Source organism: Nevskia sp. (assembly GCF_051860985.1).
GTDB lineage: Bacteria > Pseudomonadota > Gammaproteobacteria > Nevskiales > Nevskiaceae > Nevskia.
In genome coordinates this window covers 1-17,836 of the sequence record NZ_JBIMKV010000033.1, presented here as the reverse complement: position 1 = coordinate 17,836, position 17,836 = coordinate 1, and the positions used below count along the sequence as shown (strand labels likewise).

The following is a 17,836-nucleotide window of genomic DNA, read 5'->3' as shown; positions in this document are numbered from 1 at the left end:
CTATTCACAAACCCAAGAGCTCGCCATCGCGGCGTGACTCAATCGAAATGGCCTCCGGGAAAACCGGGGCGGTTCAAAGCGCAGGGTTTCGTAGTCGATCTGACCACCCGCGTTCCAGGCGAACTTCCGGCCCGTTGTGTCGCTACTGTCGGCACTGCCGATGCCGCCCCAACCGAAAACATTCGCTTGGGCGCGAGGAAGGTTCCAGCGATGCAGCAGCAGGTTGCCGCGTAGATAAGTGATGTCTCTTGAGAAATCGCCATCGTCGGCATCGAGCCGAAGATTGCCGACGCCAGCAGACCAGCGATAGCTGGGGGCGTAGAACGCCTGTGCTTCCGTCATGGTGCCGGCGCCGTATTCCCCCATCAAAGCCGTGCCGCCTTGATAAGCGATGGGTTTGGCAAAAGCAGGAGCAGTCAGCAAGCAAGCCGACAAGCCCCACACGCGAAACGTGGACATGGTGTCCTCCTAATTGAATTGGAAGGCGCCGCCGCGAAGCGGCGCAGCAGCTCAACTCAGGAGGACGGCAGGGGGCCTTAGCAATCGATCGGGACGTGCCGGTGGCAAAGCCACGACGGCAGGGATTTTCTCGAAACGAGAAAGGACAAAGCCGTCGATCGCCGAGATCGGCGGAGCCAGCGCCGTCAACACGCCGAAGCAATTCGGGTCGCAGTGGCAGTCGCTCTTTTGATCGTCGCAGCACGGCATCTTGGCCGGCATCGAAACGGGGTCATGGCACGGCATAGCCTTCACTGCCGTCTGCTCGGGCATGGCTATCGTGGGTGCCATCGACAGCGCGCTGCCCAGGCCCTCGACGAGGACCACCAGAATCAGCAGCAGGGCTTTGACCAACTTCGGCATGGGGCCAGCTTAGATCATCTCGATTGCCCGCGTGCAGGGACGCTACTGGCGAGCTGTCGCAATAGACGACAGGTCCGTCGTCTGATCAATCGGGCGTCCATCTTCCTTCCGCTCCGAATACCGATCGACGAGCTGGGATGTGTGTGGCCGCAGCAGCACCGTCATCCGAACAAGCTCTTCCATCACGTCGACAATCCGATCGTAGTAAGCCGAGGGACGCATGCGGCCCGCAGCGTCGAATTCCTCGAACGCCTTGGCGACGCTGGATTGGTTGGGGATAGTGAACATCCGCATCCAACGCCCCAGGAGCCGCAGCGTGTTGACGGCGTTGAAGGACTGCGAGCCGCCCGACACCTGCATCACTGCCAGCGTGCGTCCTTGCGTGGGACGCATGCCGCCCATGTTGAGCGGGAGATGATCGATCTGAGCTTTCATTAGGCCAGTGATCTGTCCGTGCCGCTCGGGGCTGCACCAAACCTGTCCTTCCGACCACATCGACAGCTGCCGCAGTTCCTTGACGGCTGGGTGATCGTCTCCAGCAACCTGATCCGGGAGAGGAAGATCGGACGGATCAAAGATGCGGACCTCTGCCCCGAAGAATTTCAACAGTCGCGCCGCTTCTTCCGTAGCCAAGCGGGAGAACGAGCGCTGCCGAAGCGATCCGTACAGCAACAGAATGCGAGGCGGCGGTTCGGTTTGGCCAAGACCAATCGCCGGACGGCGATGAGCAAAGGTTTTGTCCAGTGCTGGCAGATGGTCCGGGTCTGAAAGGTCACGAACGCGCGTCATATCGACTTGCTCGCAACGACACGCTTTCCGGTTTCGTCGATGACGCGTTCGCCATCTTCTTTGGTGAAAGCGCCGCGTTGTTCGGCCGGTAGCAGGTCCAGCACCCGTTCGGAAGGGCGACAGAGCCGAACACCCAGCGGCGACACCACGATAGGCCGGTTGATCAGAATGGGGTGAATCATCATCGCGTCAAGCAACTGCTCGTCCGAAACACTGGGATCATTCAAGCCCAATGTTGCGACCTCGCTTTCTTTGGCTCGCAGCAATTCGCGTGGACTGATGCCCATTCGTTCGATCAGGGATTCCAGCAGCGGCCGAACCGGCGGCGTCTTGAGGTATTCGATGACGTGGGGCTCGATCCCGGCATTGCGGATCATGGCCAAGGTATTCCGCGATGTGCCGCATGCGGGGTTGTGATAGATCACGATGTCAGTGGTCATTGTTCAAGCGACAGCCTTTTCGGAGTAACGGGTGCGCTTCAACCACAGCGCGACATGGACCAGGGCCAGCAGCACCGGCACTTCAACGAGAGGCCCGATCACCGTCGCGAAGGCAACCGGTGAAGCCAAGCCAAAGCTGGCGATGGCAACGGCAATCGCCAGCTCGAAATTGTTGCTCGCCGCAGTGAACGCGATGGCAGTGGTTCGTGGATAGTCGGCTTCGATCATTCGCCCCATCGCGAAGCTGATCGCAAACATGATCAGGAAGTAGATCGCCAGCGGAAGCGCGATGCGTAACGCATCCATCGGCAGCGCGACCAGCTGATCGCCCTTTAGGCTGAACATCGCCACGATGGTGAACAGTAGTGCGATCAACGTCAGCGGCCCGATCTTTGGCAGGAATCTCTGCTCGTACCATGTCGCGCCCTTGGCTTTGAGCAGGATGCGGCGTGTCAGAAAGCCAGCCAGGAACGGGATGCCAAGATAGATCAGCACGGCCTTGGCGACTGTTCCAAATCCCACTTCGATGATCTGGCCGTCCAACCCAAACAGCGGCGGCAGTACGGAGAGGAACAGCCACGCGTAGGCGCTAAAGAACACGATCTGGAAGATCGAATTGAATGCGACGAGACCGGCCACGTATTGGCTGCTGCCGCAGGCGAGCTGGTTCCAGACCAAGACCATCGCGATGCAACGAGCCAAGCCGATCAGGATCAAGCCGGTCATGTATGCGGGCTCATCACGCAGAAACAGAACGGCAAGCCCGAACATCAGCAACGGGCCGATCACCCAGTTCTGAATCAGCGACAGCAGCAGAATCCGGCGATCACGGAACACTTCTGGCAGCTCTTCATAACGCACCTTCGCCAGCGGCGGGTACATCATCACGATCAAGCCGATTGCGATCGGAAGGTTGGTTGAACCGATCGACAGCTGATCAAGCTGCTGAGGCAATCCGCCGATCGTTGTCGCCAACAGAACGCCAACGCCCATTGCCAGGAAAATCCATAGCGTCAGATAGCGGTCGAGAAAGCCGAGCCGTGTCGGAGTTGCAGTGCTCATGATCGGCCCGCTTCTTTGACTTGCTGGAGCATCGCCAAGTGATCGAGTTTGTCGAATGGCAGGCTGGCGAAGATTTCGATGCGGCGCTTCAACGTCACGAAGGTGTCGGTGAAGGCTTGGCGAATCTCGTCTGGCGTGCCGATGACAGCGGCCGGGTCCGGCATTCCCCAATGCGCTGTCATGGGCTTGCCCGGCCAGTACGGACACGCTTCACCCGCTGCCTGATCGCAAACAGTGAAAATGAAATCCAGCGCTGGCGAACCAAGCTGCGCGAACTCGTCCCAGCTTTTGCTGCGAAGTCCCTTGGTAGGAATTCCGCTGCGCTCCAGCAGTTCGAGTGCATACGGGTTTGGCTCGCCCTTGGGGTGGCTGCCGGCGCTGTAGCCAACGAACCGTCCGCTGCTGATCGGAAGGTGGTTCAGGGCGGCTTCGGCCAGAATCGACCGAGCAGAATTGCCGGTGCAAAGGAACAACACGTTGTAGGGGCGATGGCTCACAGCGATTTGCTCATGAAGGTGGAAGATGAAGGGCACAACCCGCTGAACTGCGGTGTTTTCGAGATGGCCGTCGGTGCGCTTGCACGGGATGCGGGGCCATAGCCGAAGCGTTCGAAGTAAGCGCCGGCTGTTGTCGTGAGAAGGTAGAGCACGCGAATGCCGAGTCCACTCGCTAATCTCTCGGCCAAGGTCACCAGCTGGCCGCCCAGGCCGCTGTAGCGCGCGTCGTTCGCAACGACCAGCGAGCGCAGCAAACCGATATCGCCGTAGGGCTCTACTCCAACCGCTCCGACGATGCCCGAGCCTCGCCAGGCGATCAGAAAGCCCGCGAGCCGTGAGGTGTCGAGGTCTTCTGTCGGCAGTTTTTCGGCTTCAAGCAGACGGCGCAGTGCGTCGAAGTCGGCTGGGGTCGCCGACTCGATGCGAATCTCAGCCACAGCACGCGCTCTGAACCTTGATCGGGATCGCGCTGATGCTGACCTTTGGCGTGCAGCAGGCGCTGGCCTTGTCGGCCTTCACCGCGGCAGTGCCGAACACCGGAATGTCACCGAGCGTGTGAAACGTCTCCCACGCGATGCCCTGCGGGTCTTCGATCCAGTGCTTGTCCGATTTCGCGTAGCAGCAGGCCGCCCCCATTTCCTCGACGGCGGCGATATCAGCCTGCTGCGCCTGCTCACGGAGCTGGGTCAGCTCGTCGCTGGTATCGACCTGGAAGCCAAGATGGTTGAGCCCGGCTTTACCTTCGCGAGTGGAGATCGCGAAGTTGATGCGCGGATCGTCGAGCATCCATTTGGCGTAGTCCGACTTGGCCACTGTGGGCTCGACGCCGAATAGCTTCGAGTAGAAACCGATGCTTTGCCGCAAGTCCATCACTGAGACGTGAACGTGGAATCGCTTCATGGTCAGCATTCCTTGCAGGTTGCTGGAATTGCGCAATCGACGGGTGCTGCCGCACTGCCTACGCAGCAGTTTTCGGTTAAGTAGGCCAGGAGGGCGTTCATAGCCTTGAAGTCCGGGGCGTAGTAAACGAACCGGCCTTCCTGCCGGGACTTGAGCAGGCCTGCGTTGCTCAGTTCCTTCAGGTGAAAGGACAGGTTGTTGGGTGCCACACCGAGGCGTTCGGCGATCTCGCCCGCCGGCATGCCGTCCGGCCCTTTCTCAACGAGAAGTCGGAACACGGACAGGCGGGAGGCCTGGGCCAGCGCGGAGAGGCGTGTGACGGCGGTATCGATCTTCATGCTTCAAAGACTATTGAAGTGTCTTTGACGTGTCAATAGCCATTGAAATATTGAATTAATTGCCTGGGTGCGACTGCGCCCCATTACGCGCTACATCAAACGTATTTCGCGAAGAACTGCCTACGGGGAGGGAGATTCGCTGCCCATTTGGATGCGAGTCACTGATCAACTCAACTAGATCGCGTGTTCACATCGAACGCGATTGAGCGATCACATTCGAGGCGATCGAGTGCGTGCGAACGTAGCGCGCGCGCACCTGACTACGCGAGGCGCGGATTTCGTGGTTCGCACCTAAGTTCGCGCGTCGACGAACTTACAGATCAGCATATCGAGCGTGCCGCTCTCGATACAAATCCTTCGCCCGACAGTGGCTCCTATGGCGCATTGATTCTGGCTTGCAAGAACGAAGGACTGACGCCGCCCAGTAGGACGACATTCCACAACAGGTTACGCGAAAGGCGCACACGCCTCGATAGCCAGCGCGCCAAGTTTGGTAGCGAAGGCGAGTATCAAGCAACGCCGGCAAAAGCACTAACTCTGAGCGCAATCGCACGAGTGCCTCAACGCGCATGGCAAATGGGACTGATCGATCACACACCGTTACCAATTCGCATTCTTGAACCTATTCTCGGCACACCAATGCCTGGCGTCACGCCTTGGTTGACGTATATGCGGGACGCTGCAACGGACAAAGCACTCGGCATGTACATCAGCCTGTCCCGCCCGAGCTACATCAGCGTAATGGCGGTGCTGTGGGATTGCATTCGGCGACATGGGCGGCTGACGGAGGGAGTACTCCTTGATGGAGAAAAGCCTCACGACTCAATATTCGTAGAACAGCTGCTTGCGGACCAGCGCATCGACAAGATGTGTCGACGCTTTCTGTGCCCGAGAGATGGAAGTCCTATCGAGCGAGACTTCAAGCTTTTGATTCATGGGCTGTTGGCGTATCTCGCGGGCAACTATGTGCTGCGGCCAAATCCGCACGACTGGCCGAGACAATGGGATCCCGCAAAGGTAGCTGATCAGACGATTGCATCGCTTTATAACGCATGCACCACATTTCTCTTCGGCTACGCGAATCAGGAGCTACCACGGAAAAAATTGGGCGGTATGACTCCGGATGTGGCGATGGAAGCTTCGTTGCGAATCCATGGCGAACGTGCGTTCAGGATTCACCCGGATCCTCAGCAGGCACGCCAAATCATTCTGCCGCGTCACTCAAGGGGAATGCTGCAGATCACCAGGGAAAACGGTGTCCGTCCATTCGGCGAGCCATATGTCCCACTGTTCAGTATTGACCCGTGCTTCTATGACACAAAGGTACCGGTCCGATTTGACCCATACGATATTACCTATGTCCTTGCCAAGATTGGAAAGACTTGGACGGAACTTAAGCACCGTCACTACTTGAAGTTCAATGATTTGAAAGGCGATCAACTGGCTGCCGTAAGTCTAGAAATTCGCGAGGGCGCGATCAGGCATGAGCGCACAAGGTCTGATCGAATTGAGTCACATGCATCAGTTCTCGATCGAATCATGCAACAGCCTAAAGATCCGTTTGGCGACTTCGCCAAAACGATTGCTGCCGAGGATGAGATTCCGACGCAAAGCCGTAAGGACCCATGGGCACGATTAATGGAAGAACCTATTCGTCCTTCGCAAAGCTACAACGAGGAATTCTAACGATGAAAACCGAACAAGGGGACACGACAACACCGGCCCCGGCACTAACTGACGATTCAGAACTGAGAAAAAAGTTAAATGATGCTGCGGAATTACTTGATCGCAGACCGATAGCGCACCCTATCTTGCAAGAAACGATTAAAGAAGTTCATACGCGGATAGCGATGGCGCGACATGGAACAGTATTTCTACTCGTTGGTATCGCTGGTGTCGGAGTAACCAGGGTGGCACGAGCAGTTAAAGACTTATACCGGCGCAATTCGCATCCATATAACCCTCACTCTCTAATAGAGGTCGTGGCACGCGCACCGATTAATGCAAAATTTGGATGGAAGCCATTTTTTGCGAGCTCATTGTCAGCGCTCGATGAGCCGGTACTAGGTCAAAGAAGAAGGGCAATAGAGTCAAATCTCAGGTTAACTGCTTTTACGACCACGGCACAGTTTCGCGGTGCAGAGGACTACAGGACTGACCTACAGAACGCGTTGCTTCGTCGCAACTGCAATGTCATCTCCGTCATACATGCCGATTTCTTTATTCGAAATATGCGCATCGAGGAAACCTCGCATGTGCTTCAACTTTTTGACCAGTTAGTAAGCGTAGGCCAAAATCCGAGAGTAGCCCTACTAAGTGGAAGACCAGCACTATTAAAAATTATCAGAGATGATTCGAGAGTAGATCTTTGCGTAGAAGTTGTGGTTGTTCCGCCTTTTGATACGACTTCAGATAAAGGTAAAAAAGCAGCCATCGAAATGCTGGCGGGTTTTGAGGCATTAATTAGCCCTGTAATCGTACCCAACACCCTCATCGAAAACGCGCAAGAGATAGTCGAACGTACAGTCGGGACTACAGGTTGGGTGAAGCGCGCTATCTCGACGGCGATTAGCGATGTACTACTGCTCGACCGCGTACGCATGATTGAATGGAGTGATATCAGAAAGCGTTTACCTAGCAAACTTGCGCGAGAACGGCTTCGGTCTGAATTGGACGAAATTTCACGTTGGTGCGAGCACCTAATGACTGACGAGCATCAGTCTCCGGGCGTTACTAGCGAAAGCGGTGTTACAGCAAAAGGGAGGCCTTCTGGTCGTGTTGGCGAGCGGAAACCCTCACGAGATCCTGTGGGGAGAAAATAGCAATGACGCGTGGAAGTCTCGGCTTGTTCCCATTAAGCATCGCAGGAGAACAAACGCCTCTTGTTCAGTCTTTGACAAGCTATTTATGTTCTTTAGCGTCAGCCCATAACCGGTCACCAACTGCAATGTTGGGCATTCTGGGCCGCCACACGGGGACTCCCCTTGAGACAATGGCTGTCCATTTAACCGGAACTGATGGATCAATTATTAGCGGCTACGGTGTGCAGCAAAATTACGTTTTGACAGCGTTGTCGCGTGCATCTGGACGTTCGGATCTGATTCAGATGTGCATGGGACAATTTAGGCCTGTATTTGCGCCCAAAGGTGGCCGAGCCGTCAAGGTCAACCGGCACTGGTGCGCCCAGTGCTACAGAGAGATGCGATTAAGTGGTGTTGATGCTTACGACATTCTTTTAGTGCAGTTGCCGGATTTGCAGATCTGTCCGAAACATTTGGTCGAGTTACATAGCAAATGTGGTAACTGTGACGCATATCAGCTCACTTTGCCAGCAAACTGCAAAATGGATACATGTGGAGAATGTGGTGCTTGGCTTGGATCATTTGATGCCGTTCAACTTAACACTGATCTTGAGTCCGCCGCATATCAGAAGTGGCTAATTAATGAACTAAGTGAGTTGCTGATTGTGCGAGATCGTGTAGCTCCGCTTCTATCCGGTAGAGAAATTTCAAGATTTTTGCGCGAACTGGTTGATGTGAGACAGTTAACGCAGAGGCAAATCGCTGTGAAGGTCAACATTCCAGTTAACACATTACAGCAATGGATCCATTTCCGGAACAAGCCAACGATAATGTCTTGGCTGAGAGCATGTGCGAACCTGGGTATCTCGCCGGCATCGGTGTTCCTCGACCCTGATCTCGCAGCACATCAGTTACCACTGCCGTTTGCGTCTCCTACGATTTACAAGCGGACACGTGACGCACCCTTTAAACATTATTCTCGTGAACTAATACAAGAAGCTGTTGCGCACCAGCTGTCATTAACGCAGCCACCTTTTATTGGAACAAAGGAACTCGCACTAAAGCTCGATATTCCCGTTGGAATCTTGTATTTCTATGACCCTCATGGATGCAAATTACTCACAAAACGACTTCGTCGTCATAGAGCATTGAAGCGCGAATACAAGAAGGCAAGCTTTACCCGATCTGCGCGCCGCGTGTTGACGCGGATGAACAGTGAAGGGCGGTTACTCACGCGGCGAGTCTTTATCGATAGGTTTATGGCGAAAACGAAATGTAGCCTCCGGGCCGCGAAACAGATTTACCCAGATGCCCTTCGGAAGTTTCTTAATCGGGGTGCTCAGGATGCAAAGGGAGAGTAAGTATTTTTGTTTGACTAAACATGAAAGTCTGAACGTTTCTGTGGCTTCTATGCGTCAGTTGTCTTCACCATGCAGTTGGTACGATTTGGTGACGCGATCTTATCCCTATCGGGGCGCTAAGATAAATTGCATTAAATCGGCAGATAGTGCGGGCAATTGCTGTACATAAGAAGATCGACGGTTCTGCATACGACGTTGTGCTGACGCGTTCTGCGCCAGAGTTTCCGTCTAATTGCCTTTATCCTAGTCAGAGAATCAGTTGCCTGAACAGCCGGCGATGAGCCCACGCAGCGCAGCCTGGCCATACGGCGATCGATTTCGATGCGCCGCCGCACTGGCGACGCGGTCCTGCCGCGTCAGCTCAACGACTGAAGGAAATCGATCAGCAGCCGGTTGGTCTGCGCCGGGCGTTCCTGCTGGATCCAGTGGCCGCAGCCGGCGAGCATGTGGGTGCCGCGGTAGTTCGGCATCCGTTCCTGGGCGCGGGCGATGGCTTCGTAGCCCCACATGGTGCCGACGTCGAATTCGCCGCCGATGAACAGGGCCGGCGGGGTCAGCGGTTTGCCGGACTGCTCGGCAAGGTCGTGCCAGCCGGCGTCGACGTTGTGATAGAAGCTCAACGGCCCGCCGAAGCCGGAGCGTTCGAACTCGGCGGCGAAGAAGTCGAGGTCGGCGTCGCTCATCCATGCCGGCATCGTGTCGGGGTAGACGAAGGTGTCTTTCAGGCGGGCGCCGACTGGCATGCACAGCGGGCCGTGGCGCAGCGTTTCCACCGGGTCCATCGGCGCGATGCCGGCAGCGGCGGCGGCGGCGACCTGGGCCCCGATGGCCTCGCCCGACACGGTCCAGATCAGGCCCTTGAGCCAGCCGCGGACGTCTTCCTCGATCTCCTCGATGATGCCGTCCTGCTCGGCGAAGTAGTCCTGGTAGAACTGCTTGCCCGGTCCGGCCAGTTCGAGGTGGTAGTCGTTGGGGCGCTTCTCGCCGAACGGGCTGCCCGGCAGGCCGATCAGCGCGCGATCGGCGAATGGCACGCTGATGCCGACCACACCCCGGCACTTCTCCGGATGCAGCCAGGCGAAGGTCCAGGCCACCGGCGCGCCCCAGTCGTGGCCGATCACGAACGCTGATGACACGCCGTAGCTGTCGATGACCCCGGCGATGTCGGCCACCAGCTTGCCGATCCGGTAGGCCTGCTGGACGCGGAACTTCGAGGATCGGCCGTAGCCGCGCTGATCGATGGCGACGGCCTTGTAGCCCGCCGCCGCCAGCGCGGTCAGCTGATGCCGCCACGAATACCAGGACTCCGGAAAGCCGTGGACCAGCACCACCAGCGGCCCTTCGCCTTCCTCCACTGCGTGGATTCGTGCGCCATTGACCTTGAGCATCCTGTGGATACGCGACATGCCTTGCTCCTGTTGTTTTCGGGGGTGTCGGTACGGCGAGATCAGCGCGACGCCGGCTGCACCTTCGACGGCGTGCTGCCCGGCTTCGGCGGGCTGCCGAAATTGCGTTCGATCAGCGTCTGGCGGCCCTGCAGCCGGGTCAGCAGCCACTTGCCGATCACCCGCACGATCATCGGCGGCGTCATCAAGGTCAGCGGCGGCTTGACCAGGTGGATCACCGCCAGGAACTTGCGATACGAGGCGAGATCGTCGTGCACCAGTTCGACCAGCCGGTCCATGTACCAGTTGAGCGCGCGGAAGTAGAACGGCCGCTTCGACTCCACATCCTTGACCCACGGGAAGCGCAGCGTCTGTTCGCGGATCACGAACCAGGCGCCGTCGGCGATCCGGCTGATGGCGCGGTAGTAGCGCTTCGGCAGCGTCGGGCTATCCGCTGCGTGCTGGCGCAGCAGCGCGCGCAGCTGCGCCACTTCCTGCAGCGTGATGGTCATGCCGAGGCCGGCCACCGGATCGGTGCTGGTATAGGCGTCGCCGATGGCGACCAGCGCACGCGGCAGCTTGCGCAGCCGCTCGTAGCGGTAGCGCTGCATGCGCGGGCTGCGGAAGTTGTAGACCGGCGATGCCGGCTCCAGCCCGTCGATCAGCTCGGCAACCAGCGGCGACTGCATGCGCTTGGCGAACGCCTGGAACTCGGCGGCGTTGCGCGGCGGCGAGTAGCAGTTGTATTCGATCAGCGAGGTCGACAGGATCGTCCGGCTGCTGTCGGTGTAGTACTGCGCGGCGTAGGTCTGCTCGTTGGGCCGGTAGGCGTAGCAGATCACCATCACCTTGTCGGTCCAGCGCCGCTCCGGCGGCACGTGGTGGCGCATCGTCGAATAGAAGCAGTTGAGGATGTCCTGTTCCAGCTGCGGCGCACCGGTGCCGATGCGTTCGAGGAACTCCGGCAGCCGCGTGTTCTTGCCCGAGGCATCGACGACGAAGGCCGCCGGCAGTACCTGCGGGCCGCCGGCTCCGTCGACGACGACGCCGATCACCTGGTTGCCGGCCGGGTCGTAGACCAGGTCCTGCATCTCGCTGTCGTAACGGAAGTCGATCCCCGGCTCGTCATCGAGCCGGCGGCGGACGCACCATTCAAGCAGCGGCCGGCTGGCGCAGACGATCTCGATGCCGCCCTTGCAGGGCTTCTTCCAGCTGCCGGCCAGACGTAGCTGGTACTGCTCGGCCATGTCGACCTTGAACGCGCCCTCGCGGACCATGTCGTCGATGATGCCGGGGAAGATCCGCTCCAGCTCCTGCTGGCCGGCGGTCAGCAGATGGTGCAGGTGCCAGCCCTGCGCCGCGCCAGGACGGCCTTCGCTGCGATCGTGATGGCCGTCCTTCTCGAGCACCACGACCCGGCTGAAATGCTCGCGCAGCACCTTGGCGGTGGCGATGCCGGCAATGCTGCCGCCGACCACCACGGCGGTGCCGCGGCCGGCGCGGGCGATCGCGCCGAGATCCAGCGTTTCAGGCCGGATGGGCGGTGCCTGGCGCGCGCGCCGGCTGCTGCCGCTGGCGACGAACTTCTCGTAGTGCAGGCCGGCGCGCCGGAGGCCGGCCCGCGCCAGCCATTCCCGCGTGGCTTCGACCATCGCTGCCGGGCCGCACAGGTAGAGGTCGACATCGCCGTCGTTGAGCGCAACGGTTTCGAGCAGATCGGTGACCACGCCGACCGGGCCACTCCAGCGCGGGTCCGGGCGGGCGACGATGCTGTGCACGGCCAGGCGCGGCTGCTGCGCCGTCAGCGCACGCAGTTCGTCGAGCTTGCACAGGTCCTCGAAGTGGGTGACGCCGTAGAGCAGCGTCACCGGCTGGTCGAGCGGCTGGCGGGCCAGCTGCTGCGCCATCGCCAGGATCGCCGACAGGCCGGTACCGCCGGCAATCAGCACTACCGGCCGCTGTACCGGCCGCAGGTAGAAGCCGCCCTTGCTGCAGCGCAGGGACAGCACATCGCCCGGCTTGGCGACGTGGCGCAGGTAGTCGGACATCGCGCCGTCTGGCAGCAGCCGCACGATGAACTCCAGCTGCGCGTCGTCGCGGGGCGGATGGGCGTACGAGTAGCTGCGCCATTGGCCGCTGCCGGGCACCTGGATCTGTGCGTACTGGCCGGGCCGGTAGTCGATCGCCGCACCGAGCCCGGAGGCGTCGATGCGCAGCAGCGCCGTGGTCGGCGAAACCTGCTCGATGGCGGTGACCCGGCCTTCGCCGCTGATCAGCTGCGCGGCGTTGTCGCCGTACGGATACTGCAGTTCCAGCACGCAGTCCGATTGCACGGTGGTCTGGCAGGTCAGCAGCTTGCCGGCCTCGCGCTCGACATCGCTGAGCCCTTCGGCCCGGCCCATCGCGTAGCGGCCAGACGTGCAGGCGCCGATGCAGGTGCCGCAGACGCCGCTCTGGCATTCGTTGACGATCGGCAGGCCGTGGGCCTCCGCCGCCTCGAGGATAGTCTGGTCGGCATCCACCGGCATGCGTCGTTCGACGCCGCCGAGGTAGCGGAGGGTGACTTCATGACGCATGACGGCGCTCCCGAAGGTTGCATTTCGAGGCTTCAGGATCACGGCCGCCGGCCCGGCCCACCATCACCCGAACCGGTGAACGGCGCCGCGCGCTCAAGGTGTGGCCACCGACAGTTCAGCGCGAATGCGTGCGCGCAGCAGGTCCTTGCGGATCTTGCCGGCGGCGGTGCGCGGCAGCTCGTCGACCAGGCGCAGGTGCTCCGGGCATTTCTGCCAGGCCAGCCCGGCGCGCATCACGTAGGCCACCACATCGTCGGCCGACAGCGTCGCGCCATCCTGGGTCCGCACGTAGGCGGCCACGCATTCGCCGAGGCGGGCGCAGGGCGCGGCCACCACGGCCGCTTCGAGGATCAGCGGATGCTGGTGCAGCACGTCCTCGATCTCCTTCGCGGAGATGTTCTCGCCGCCGCGGATGATCAGATCCTTCTTGCGGCCGGTGATGGTCAGGGTGTCGTCGGCAGCCAGCACGCCGAGATCGCCGGTGCAGAAGTAGCCGTCGGCGGTGAATGCCGCCTTCGTCGCCTCCGGATCGGAATAGCCCAGGAACAGGCTGCCGCCACGAACCTGGATCTCGCCCTCGCCGCCGCGTGCCAGTGCGCGGCCACCGGCGTCGACGATGCGGATCTCGTAGCCGTTGACGCGGCCATCGGTGCTGGCGCCGATTGATTCGGGATCATCGGGCCGCCGGCCGCAGGTGATGAACGGCGCTTCGGTGGCGCCGTAGCCGCGACAGGCATAGCCGGCGAAGCGCTTGCCGGCCCGCAGGATCAGTTCGGAAGGCACCGCCGCGCCGCCGCAGACGAACACCCGCAGCGGCAGGCGCGGGCGCCGGCTGGCTTCCATCGCCACCAGCAGTTCCTGCAGGAACGGTGTGGCGCCGACGGTCGCCGCGATGGCGTACTGATCGATCAGCTGCACCGCTTCCACGGCGTTCCAGCGCGCCATCAGCACCGTCGTCAGGCCCATCGAGAACGGCAGTTCCAGGCCGACCGTGTAGCCGGTGGCGTGGGTCACCGGCGACGGCATCAGCAGCGCGTCGCCGCCTTTCAGGCCCCACTGGCTGACGGCCGCCAGCACCGACACCGGCAGGCTGCGATGGCTGTGCAGCACGCCTTTCGCCGGCCCGGTGGTGCCGGAGGTGTACATGATCAGCTTCACCGCATCGGCCGAGACCGGCGGCAGCGTCACCGGCTGCTCGCGGCCCGCCGCAACCAGCTGCTCGTAGCGCTGCGCGCCATCGCTGCGCACCTGCACCACCGCTTGCAGTGCCGGCAGATGCACCGCCAGCCGCTGCGCCATCGCGCCATGATCGAAGCCGCGCCAGACGCCGGGCACGAACAGCACGCGGCTGCGGCAGTCGCCAAGGATCGCGAGCAGTTCCGCCTCGCGGTAGATCGGCACGATCGGATTGCAAACATAGCCGCCGAGACTGGCCGCGAGGTTGATCACCGCAGTCTCGGCCCAGTTCGGCAGCTGGAAGCTCAGCACGTCGCCGGGCCGCAGGCCGAGGTTCCACAGCGCCGAAGCCAGGCTGCGCGCCTCGTCGAGCACGGCGGCGAAGCTCAGCTTGCGGTCGCCGTCGATGAAAGCGATGGCGTCGGGCCGGTCGCGGGCAGCGGCGATCGCCAGTTCGGCCAGCGTCGGCGCGGCCGGGCCGGCCGGGGAAAGCGGGCGCTGGCGCGCCAGGCGTTGCCAGTCGAGACGGTCCATGGCGATTGCACCTAGCGACCGGTGAACACCGGCTTGCGCCGTTCGCGGAAGGCGTTGAGCCCTTCCTGGTGGTCGGCCGTCAGGTTCGACAGGTTCTCGTAGGCCAGGCCGGTATCGAAGATCGTGTGGGCGATTGCCTTCAGCGGCAGGTTGGTCACCACCTTGGTCCAGCGGATCGCCTTGGTCGCGCCGGCTGCCAGCTCGCGGGCCAGGCCGTAGACGGCAGCATCGAGCGCCTCCGGCGCCACCACCTTGTTGATCAGGCCGATGCGTTCGGCTTCCTCGGCCTTGGCCATCTTGCCGGTCAGCAGGTACTCCTTGGCGCGCGCGTAGCCGACCAGCTGCGGCCAGATGATCGCGCCGCCGTCGCCGGCGACGAAGCCGACCGAGACATGGGGATCGCCGATCGAGGCGTTGCTGCTGGCGATGATGACGTCGCAGAACAGTGCGATTGACGCGCCCAGCCCGGCGGCGGCGCCGTTGAGCCGGCAGATCAGCGGCTTCTCCAGATCGAGCTGGCCGAACAGGATGCGCTTGGCCTCGCTGGCGGTGTTCAGGAACACCTCCGGATCGTCGATCGCCGCCTGCAGCCAGACCAGATCGCCGCCGGCGCAGAAGGCCTTGCCTTCGCCGGTCAGCACCAGCACGTCGGAATCGCTGTCGTCGGCAAGGTCGCGGAACAGCCGCGAGAGTTCCTCGTGCAGCTCGCCATTGACAGCGTTCATCGCGTCGGGCCGGCTGATGCTGGCCGTGAGGATGCGGCCCTCGCGGCTGAACTTGATCGTGCGGTAAGGCTGGTCTTCGATGCGCATTTTGGTCGGGTCTTCGTGCGGGGGTTGTCAGGGGTGTTCGCTCAAGGCGTCGAGCGCCTCGTCGGCCGTGCCGTGCAGGCTGTCGAGCATCAGCGCGCGGCGGTAATAGCGGCCGATGCGCAATTCCTGGGTCACGCCCATGCCGCCGTGCAGCTGCACGGCTTCGCGGGTGATGTGCCGCAGCGCGCGGGCAACCTGGACGCGCAGCACCAGCACCTGGCGCGACAGCGCCGGTGCCGCGTGATCGAAGGCCTCGGCCACCGAAGCGACCAGCGCCTCGCATTCGCGCTGGCGCATCAGCATTTCCACCAGCCGGTGCTGCAAGGCCTGGAAGCCGAGCAGCGGCTGGCCGAACTGGCGGCGCTCGCGCAGGTATTCGGTGCTGTCGCGATTGGCGCCGCGCATCATTCCCAGCGCTTCGGCCGCCGCCAGGATCACGCTGCGGGCATCAGCGGCAGCGATCGCCGCCGCGCCGTCGCAGAGCCATTCCGCAGGCGTCTGTGCGAAGTGCAGATCGGCAGCGATACCGTCGTCGAGGGACCGGTAGCGCTGCAGCCGCAGGCCGGGCGCTGCAGCGTCGACGAGAAACATCGCCGGCTGGCCGCGCTCGGCCTCGATCGCCGACACCAGAAAGCCGCCGCAGATATCAACGCCGATGACCATCGCCTTGTCGCCGTCGAGCCGCCAGCCGGCAGCGCATCTGCTTGCCGTGGTGGCGATGCCCTTGCCACCGGTCTCGCGGTGCGCGTAGCCGAGCAGCTGCGCGCCGGTGATCAGGCCTTCGAGCAGCGCGCGGCGGCGAGCCGGGTCCGCCACCTGATCGATGACCGCGACCGGCTCGGCGAACACCGTGGCCAGCGGCTCGCGCCACAGCGCTTCGCCGGCGGCGGCGTACAGCGGCAGCAGGTCCGCCAGAGGCGCGGCGTGATCATCGTCCTCCGGGCGCAGCAGCTCGAAGCAGCCCATCGCCTGCAGTTCGGCCCAGCGTTCCGGCGAATGGCCCTGCGGCAGGTGGCCGTAGTCGCGCCACTGGCCGGCGTCGTAGCGCTCGCGGTTGTAGCGGGCCAGGGTTTCCTCGAACAACTGCAGCGCGTCGTTGTCCATCACACGCGCAGCGCCGTCTTGGCGATGATGCCGCGCTGGATCTCGTTGCTGCCGCCGTAGATGCTCGCGGCGCGGCTGTGCAGATGCTCGTGCAGCAGGCCGGGCAACCGGGGATCGCCGTGGCGGTAGCCGTCGAGATCGCTGTGGAGCCCTTCGATCTGGAAGGCCAGGCCGTCGCGGGCCAGCAGGTCCGTGATCACATCGTGGATCGCCTGCTGCAGTTCCGAGCCGCGAATCTTCAGCAGCGAGGCATCGACCGGATGCTCGCGTCCGGCTTCGGCTTCCAGCACGGCGGCATAGGCGGTGGCGCGCAGGCTGTGGAACTGCACCTCCAGCTCGGCGGCACGGCGGCGGAACGTCGCGCTGTCGCGGCGCGCTGCGGCGATCGCGTGCAGGACGCCGAGCAGATGCCAGGCCTTGCCGATCTCGGTGACCAGCAGCCGCTCGCGGCCAACGATGAACTTGGCGATCGTCCAGCCGTCGCCTTCCTGGCCGACCCGTTGTTCGACCGGCACCTCGACGTCATCGAAGAACACCTCGTTGACATGCTGGCCGCCATCGAAGGTGTCGATCGGCCGCACCGTCACGCCGGGGCTTTTCAGGTCGATCAGCAGGAAGGAAATGCCCTGCTGCGGTTTGCCGCCGGCCTGGGTGCGGACCAGGCAGAAGATCCAGTCGGCCCACTGCGCCATGGTCGTCCAGGTCTTCTGGCCGTTGACCCGGTAATGGCTGCCGCTGCGTTCGGCGCGCAGCTTCAGCGACGCCAGATCCGAACCCGAGCCGGGTTCGGAAAATCCCTGGCACCACCATTCGATCGAATCGCGGATCGGCCCGAGGAAGCGCGCCCGCTGCGCATCGTTGCCGAACGCGCACAGCACCGGTCCGAGGAACGAGGTGCCGAAATGGGTCAGCCACGGCGTGCCGGCGCGCTCCAGCTCTTCGATGAAGATGAAGCGCTGCAGCGGCCCCCAGCCCGCGCCACCGTGGGCTTTCGGCCAATGGCCGATGAACCAGCCCCGGGTCTGCAGCAGCTGCTGCCAGCGGATGCGCTGCTCGCGCGTGAAGTACTGGTGCAGGCGCATGCGTGCGCGGATGTCGGCGGGCACCTCGTCGCGGCAGAACGCGCGCAGCTCGGCGCGGAACTGCGCGGCATCGAAGCCGGCCGCCGCGGCGGCGCGCTGGACGGCGCTGCGCTCCGGC

The 17,836-nt window shown here is 62.0% G+C and carries 18 protein-coding genes; 3 read left to right on the top strand and 15 right to left on the bottom strand.

The window, feature by feature from the left end; genetic code table 11:
- The 9 genes from ACTIGJ_RS19310 to ACTIGJ_RS19270 are packed head-to-tail and all read right to left on the bottom strand — an operon-like array spanning window position 1 to window position 4,887.
- Window positions 1-459 carry a hypothetical protein gene (locus ACTIGJ_RS19310; RefSeq protein WP_439641950.1) on the bottom strand — a complete coding sequence of 153 codons (459 nt, stop codon included), beginning with the start codon at window positions 457-459 and terminating at the stop codon, window positions 1-3.
- A gap of 51 nt (window positions 460-510) precedes the next feature.
- A complete protein-coding gene (locus tag ACTIGJ_RS19305; RefSeq protein ID WP_007187124.1) occupies window positions 511-861 on the bottom strand; it encodes a hypothetical protein in 351 nt (116 codons plus the stop codon).
- A gap of 42 nt (window positions 862-903) precedes the next feature.
- Window positions 904-1,650: an arsenical resistance protein ArsH gene (gene arsH, locus ACTIGJ_RS19300; RefSeq protein WP_007187125.1), complete on the bottom strand. Its 747-nt coding sequence runs from the start codon at window positions 1,648-1,650 to the stop codon at window positions 904-906.
- Complete coding sequence (gene arsC, locus ACTIGJ_RS19295) at window positions 1,647-2,090, bottom strand: arsenate reductase (glutaredoxin) (RefSeq protein ID WP_040455222.1); 444 nt, start codon at window positions 2,088-2,090, stop codon at window positions 1,647-1,649. Before arsC ends, arsH begins: the two co-directional genes overlap by 4 nt.
- Before the next feature lie 3 nt (window positions 2,091-2,093).
- Window positions 2,094-3,152 carry an ACR3 family arsenite efflux transporter gene (arsB, locus tag ACTIGJ_RS19290; protein ID WP_007187127.1) on the bottom strand — a complete coding sequence of 353 codons (1,059 nt, stop codon included), beginning with the start codon at window positions 3,150-3,152 and terminating at the stop codon, window positions 2,094-2,096.
- A complete protein-coding gene (locus ACTIGJ_RS19285) occupies window positions 3,149-3,649 on the bottom strand; it encodes an arsenate reductase ArsC (protein ID WP_007187128.1) in 501 nt (166 codons plus the stop codon). The genes arsB and ACTIGJ_RS19285 overlap by 4 nt, the downstream gene beginning before the upstream one ends.
- Window positions 3,646-4,086: an arsenic resistance N-acetyltransferase ArsN2 gene (gene arsN2 / locus ACTIGJ_RS19280; protein ID WP_007187129.1), complete on the bottom strand. Its 441-nt coding sequence runs from the start codon at window positions 4,084-4,086 to the stop codon at window positions 3,646-3,648. Before arsN2 ends, ACTIGJ_RS19285 begins: the two co-directional genes overlap by 4 nt.
- Window positions 4,079-4,549: an ArsI/CadI family heavy metal resistance metalloenzyme gene (locus tag ACTIGJ_RS19275; RefSeq protein WP_007187130.1), complete on the bottom strand. Its 471-nt coding sequence runs from the start codon at window positions 4,547-4,549 to the stop codon at window positions 4,079-4,081. Before ACTIGJ_RS19275 ends, arsN2 begins: the two co-directional genes overlap by 8 nt.
- Before the next feature lie 2 nt (window positions 4,550-4,551).
- Complete coding sequence (locus ACTIGJ_RS19270; protein ID WP_007187131.1) at window positions 4,552-4,887, bottom strand: ArsR/SmtB family transcription factor; 336 nt, start codon at window positions 4,885-4,887, stop codon at window positions 4,552-4,554.
- A 576-nt stretch (window positions 4,888-5,463) separates the two neighbouring features.
- Between ACTIGJ_RS19270 and ACTIGJ_RS19265 the strand changes: the two genes are divergently transcribed.
- Genes ACTIGJ_RS19265 through ACTIGJ_RS19255 form a run of 3 tightly spaced genes read left to right on the top strand, consistent with a single transcriptional unit; the run spans window position 5,464 to window position 9,049 of the window.
- Entirely contained in the window at window positions 5,464-6,573 is a 1,110-nt protein-coding gene (locus tag ACTIGJ_RS19265) for a hypothetical protein (protein WP_439641949.1), read from the top strand.
- Between the two features lie 2 nt (window positions 6,574-6,575).
- Complete coding sequence (locus ACTIGJ_RS19260; RefSeq protein ID WP_439641948.1) at window positions 6,576-7,709, top strand: hypothetical protein; 1,134 nt, start codon at window positions 6,576-6,578, stop codon at window positions 7,707-7,709.
- A 2-nt stretch (window positions 7,710-7,711) separates the two neighbouring features.
- On the top strand, window positions 7,712-9,049 hold the full coding sequence (locus ACTIGJ_RS19255; protein ID WP_439641947.1) for a hypothetical protein: 1,338 nt from the start codon (window positions 7,712-7,714) through the stop codon (window positions 9,047-9,049).
- 356 nt (window positions 9,050-9,405) lie between these two features.
- Here ACTIGJ_RS19255 and ACTIGJ_RS19250 read toward each other — a convergent pair whose 3' ends face one another.
- The 6 genes from ACTIGJ_RS19250 to ACTIGJ_RS19225 form a co-directional block, all read right to left on the bottom strand.
- Window positions 9,406-10,455: an alpha/beta fold hydrolase gene (locus tag ACTIGJ_RS19250; RefSeq protein WP_439641946.1), complete on the bottom strand. Its 1,050-nt coding sequence runs from the start codon at window positions 10,453-10,455 to the stop codon at window positions 9,406-9,408.
- Window positions 10,456-10,496: 41 nt separating this feature from the next.
- Window positions 10,497-13,010, bottom strand: coding sequence for an FAD-binding oxidoreductase (locus tag ACTIGJ_RS19245; RefSeq protein WP_439641945.1), 2,514 nt, complete (start codon window positions 13,008-13,010; stop codon window positions 10,497-10,499).
- Window positions 13,011-13,103: 93 nt separating this feature from the next.
- Window positions 13,104-14,720 carry an AMP-binding protein gene (locus tag ACTIGJ_RS19240; protein ID WP_439641944.1) on the bottom strand — a complete coding sequence of 539 codons (1,617 nt, stop codon included), beginning with the start codon at window positions 14,718-14,720 and terminating at the stop codon, window positions 13,104-13,106.
- 11 nt (window positions 14,721-14,731) lie between these two features.
- Window positions 14,732-15,532, bottom strand: a complete 801-nt coding sequence (locus ACTIGJ_RS19235) for an enoyl-CoA hydratase/isomerase family protein (protein WP_439641943.1) — start codon at window positions 15,530-15,532, stop codon at window positions 14,732-14,734.
- A gap of 27 nt (window positions 15,533-15,559) precedes the next feature.
- The gene (locus tag ACTIGJ_RS19230; protein WP_439641942.1) at window positions 15,560-16,636 is read right to left on the bottom strand and encodes an acyl-CoA dehydrogenase; all 1,077 of its coding nucleotides are present in this window, start codon (window positions 16,634-16,636) and stop codon (window positions 15,560-15,562) included.
- Window positions 16,636-17,836 (bottom strand): acyl-CoA dehydrogenase family protein (locus ACTIGJ_RS19225; RefSeq protein ID WP_439641941.1); only part of this gene is annotated, 1,201 nt, incomplete at its 5' end. The genes ACTIGJ_RS19230 and ACTIGJ_RS19225, both read right to left, overlap by 1 nt.

Excerpts from the sequence above, each read along its gene's own strand:
- ACTIGJ_RS19310 (WP_439641950.1), bottom strand. The coding sequence starts at position 459 with ATGTCCACGTTTCGCGTGTGGGGCTTGTCGGCTTGCTTGCTGACTGCT.
- ACTIGJ_RS19305 (WP_007187124.1), bottom strand. The coding sequence starts at position 861 with ATGCCGAAGTTGGTCAAAGCCCTGCTGCTGATTCTGGTGGTCCTCGTC.
- arsH (WP_007187125.1), bottom strand. The coding sequence starts at position 1,650 with ATGACGCGCGTTCGTGACCTTTCAGACCCGGACCATCTGCCAGCACTG.
- arsC (WP_040455222.1), bottom strand. The coding sequence starts at position 2,090 with ATGACCACTGACATCGTGATCTATCACAACCCCGCATGCGGCACATCG.
- arsB (WP_007187127.1), bottom strand. The coding sequence starts at position 3,152 with ATGAGCACTGCAACTCCGACACGGCTCGGCTTTCTCGACCGCTATCTG.
- ACTIGJ_RS19275 (WP_007187130.1), bottom strand. The coding sequence starts at position 4,549 with ATGAAGCGATTCCACGTTCACGTCTCAGTGATGGACTTGCGGCAAAGC.
- ACTIGJ_RS19270 (WP_007187131.1), bottom strand. The coding sequence starts at position 4,887 with ATGAAGATCGATACCGCCGTCACACGCCTCTCCGCGCTGGCCCAGGCC.
- ACTIGJ_RS19265 (WP_439641949.1), top strand. The coding sequence starts at position 5,464 with ATGGGACTGATCGATCACACACCGTTACCAATTCGCATTCTTGAACCT.
- ACTIGJ_RS19260 (WP_439641948.1), top strand. The coding sequence starts at position 6,576 with ATGAAAACCGAACAAGGGGACACGACAACACCGGCCCCGGCACTAACT.
- ACTIGJ_RS19255 (WP_439641947.1), top strand. The coding sequence starts at position 7,712 with ATGACGCGTGGAAGTCTCGGCTTGTTCCCATTAAGCATCGCAGGAGAA.
- ACTIGJ_RS19250 (WP_439641946.1), bottom strand. The coding sequence starts at position 10,455 with ATGTCGCGTATCCACAGGATGCTCAAGGTCAATGGCGCACGAATCCAC.
- ACTIGJ_RS19245 (WP_439641945.1), bottom strand. The coding sequence starts at position 13,010 with ATGCGTCATGAAGTCACCCTCCGCTACCTCGGCGGCGTCGAACGACGC.
- ACTIGJ_RS19240 (WP_439641944.1), bottom strand. The coding sequence starts at position 14,720 with ATGGACCGTCTCGACTGGCAACGCCTGGCGCGCCAGCGCCCGCTTTCC.
- ACTIGJ_RS19235 (WP_439641943.1), bottom strand. The coding sequence starts at position 15,532 with ATGCGCATCGAAGACCAGCCTTACCGCACGATCAAGTTCAGCCGCGAG.
- ACTIGJ_RS19230 (WP_439641942.1), bottom strand. The coding sequence starts at position 16,636 with ATGGACAACGACGCGCTGCAGTTGTTCGAGGAAACCCTGGCCCGCTAC.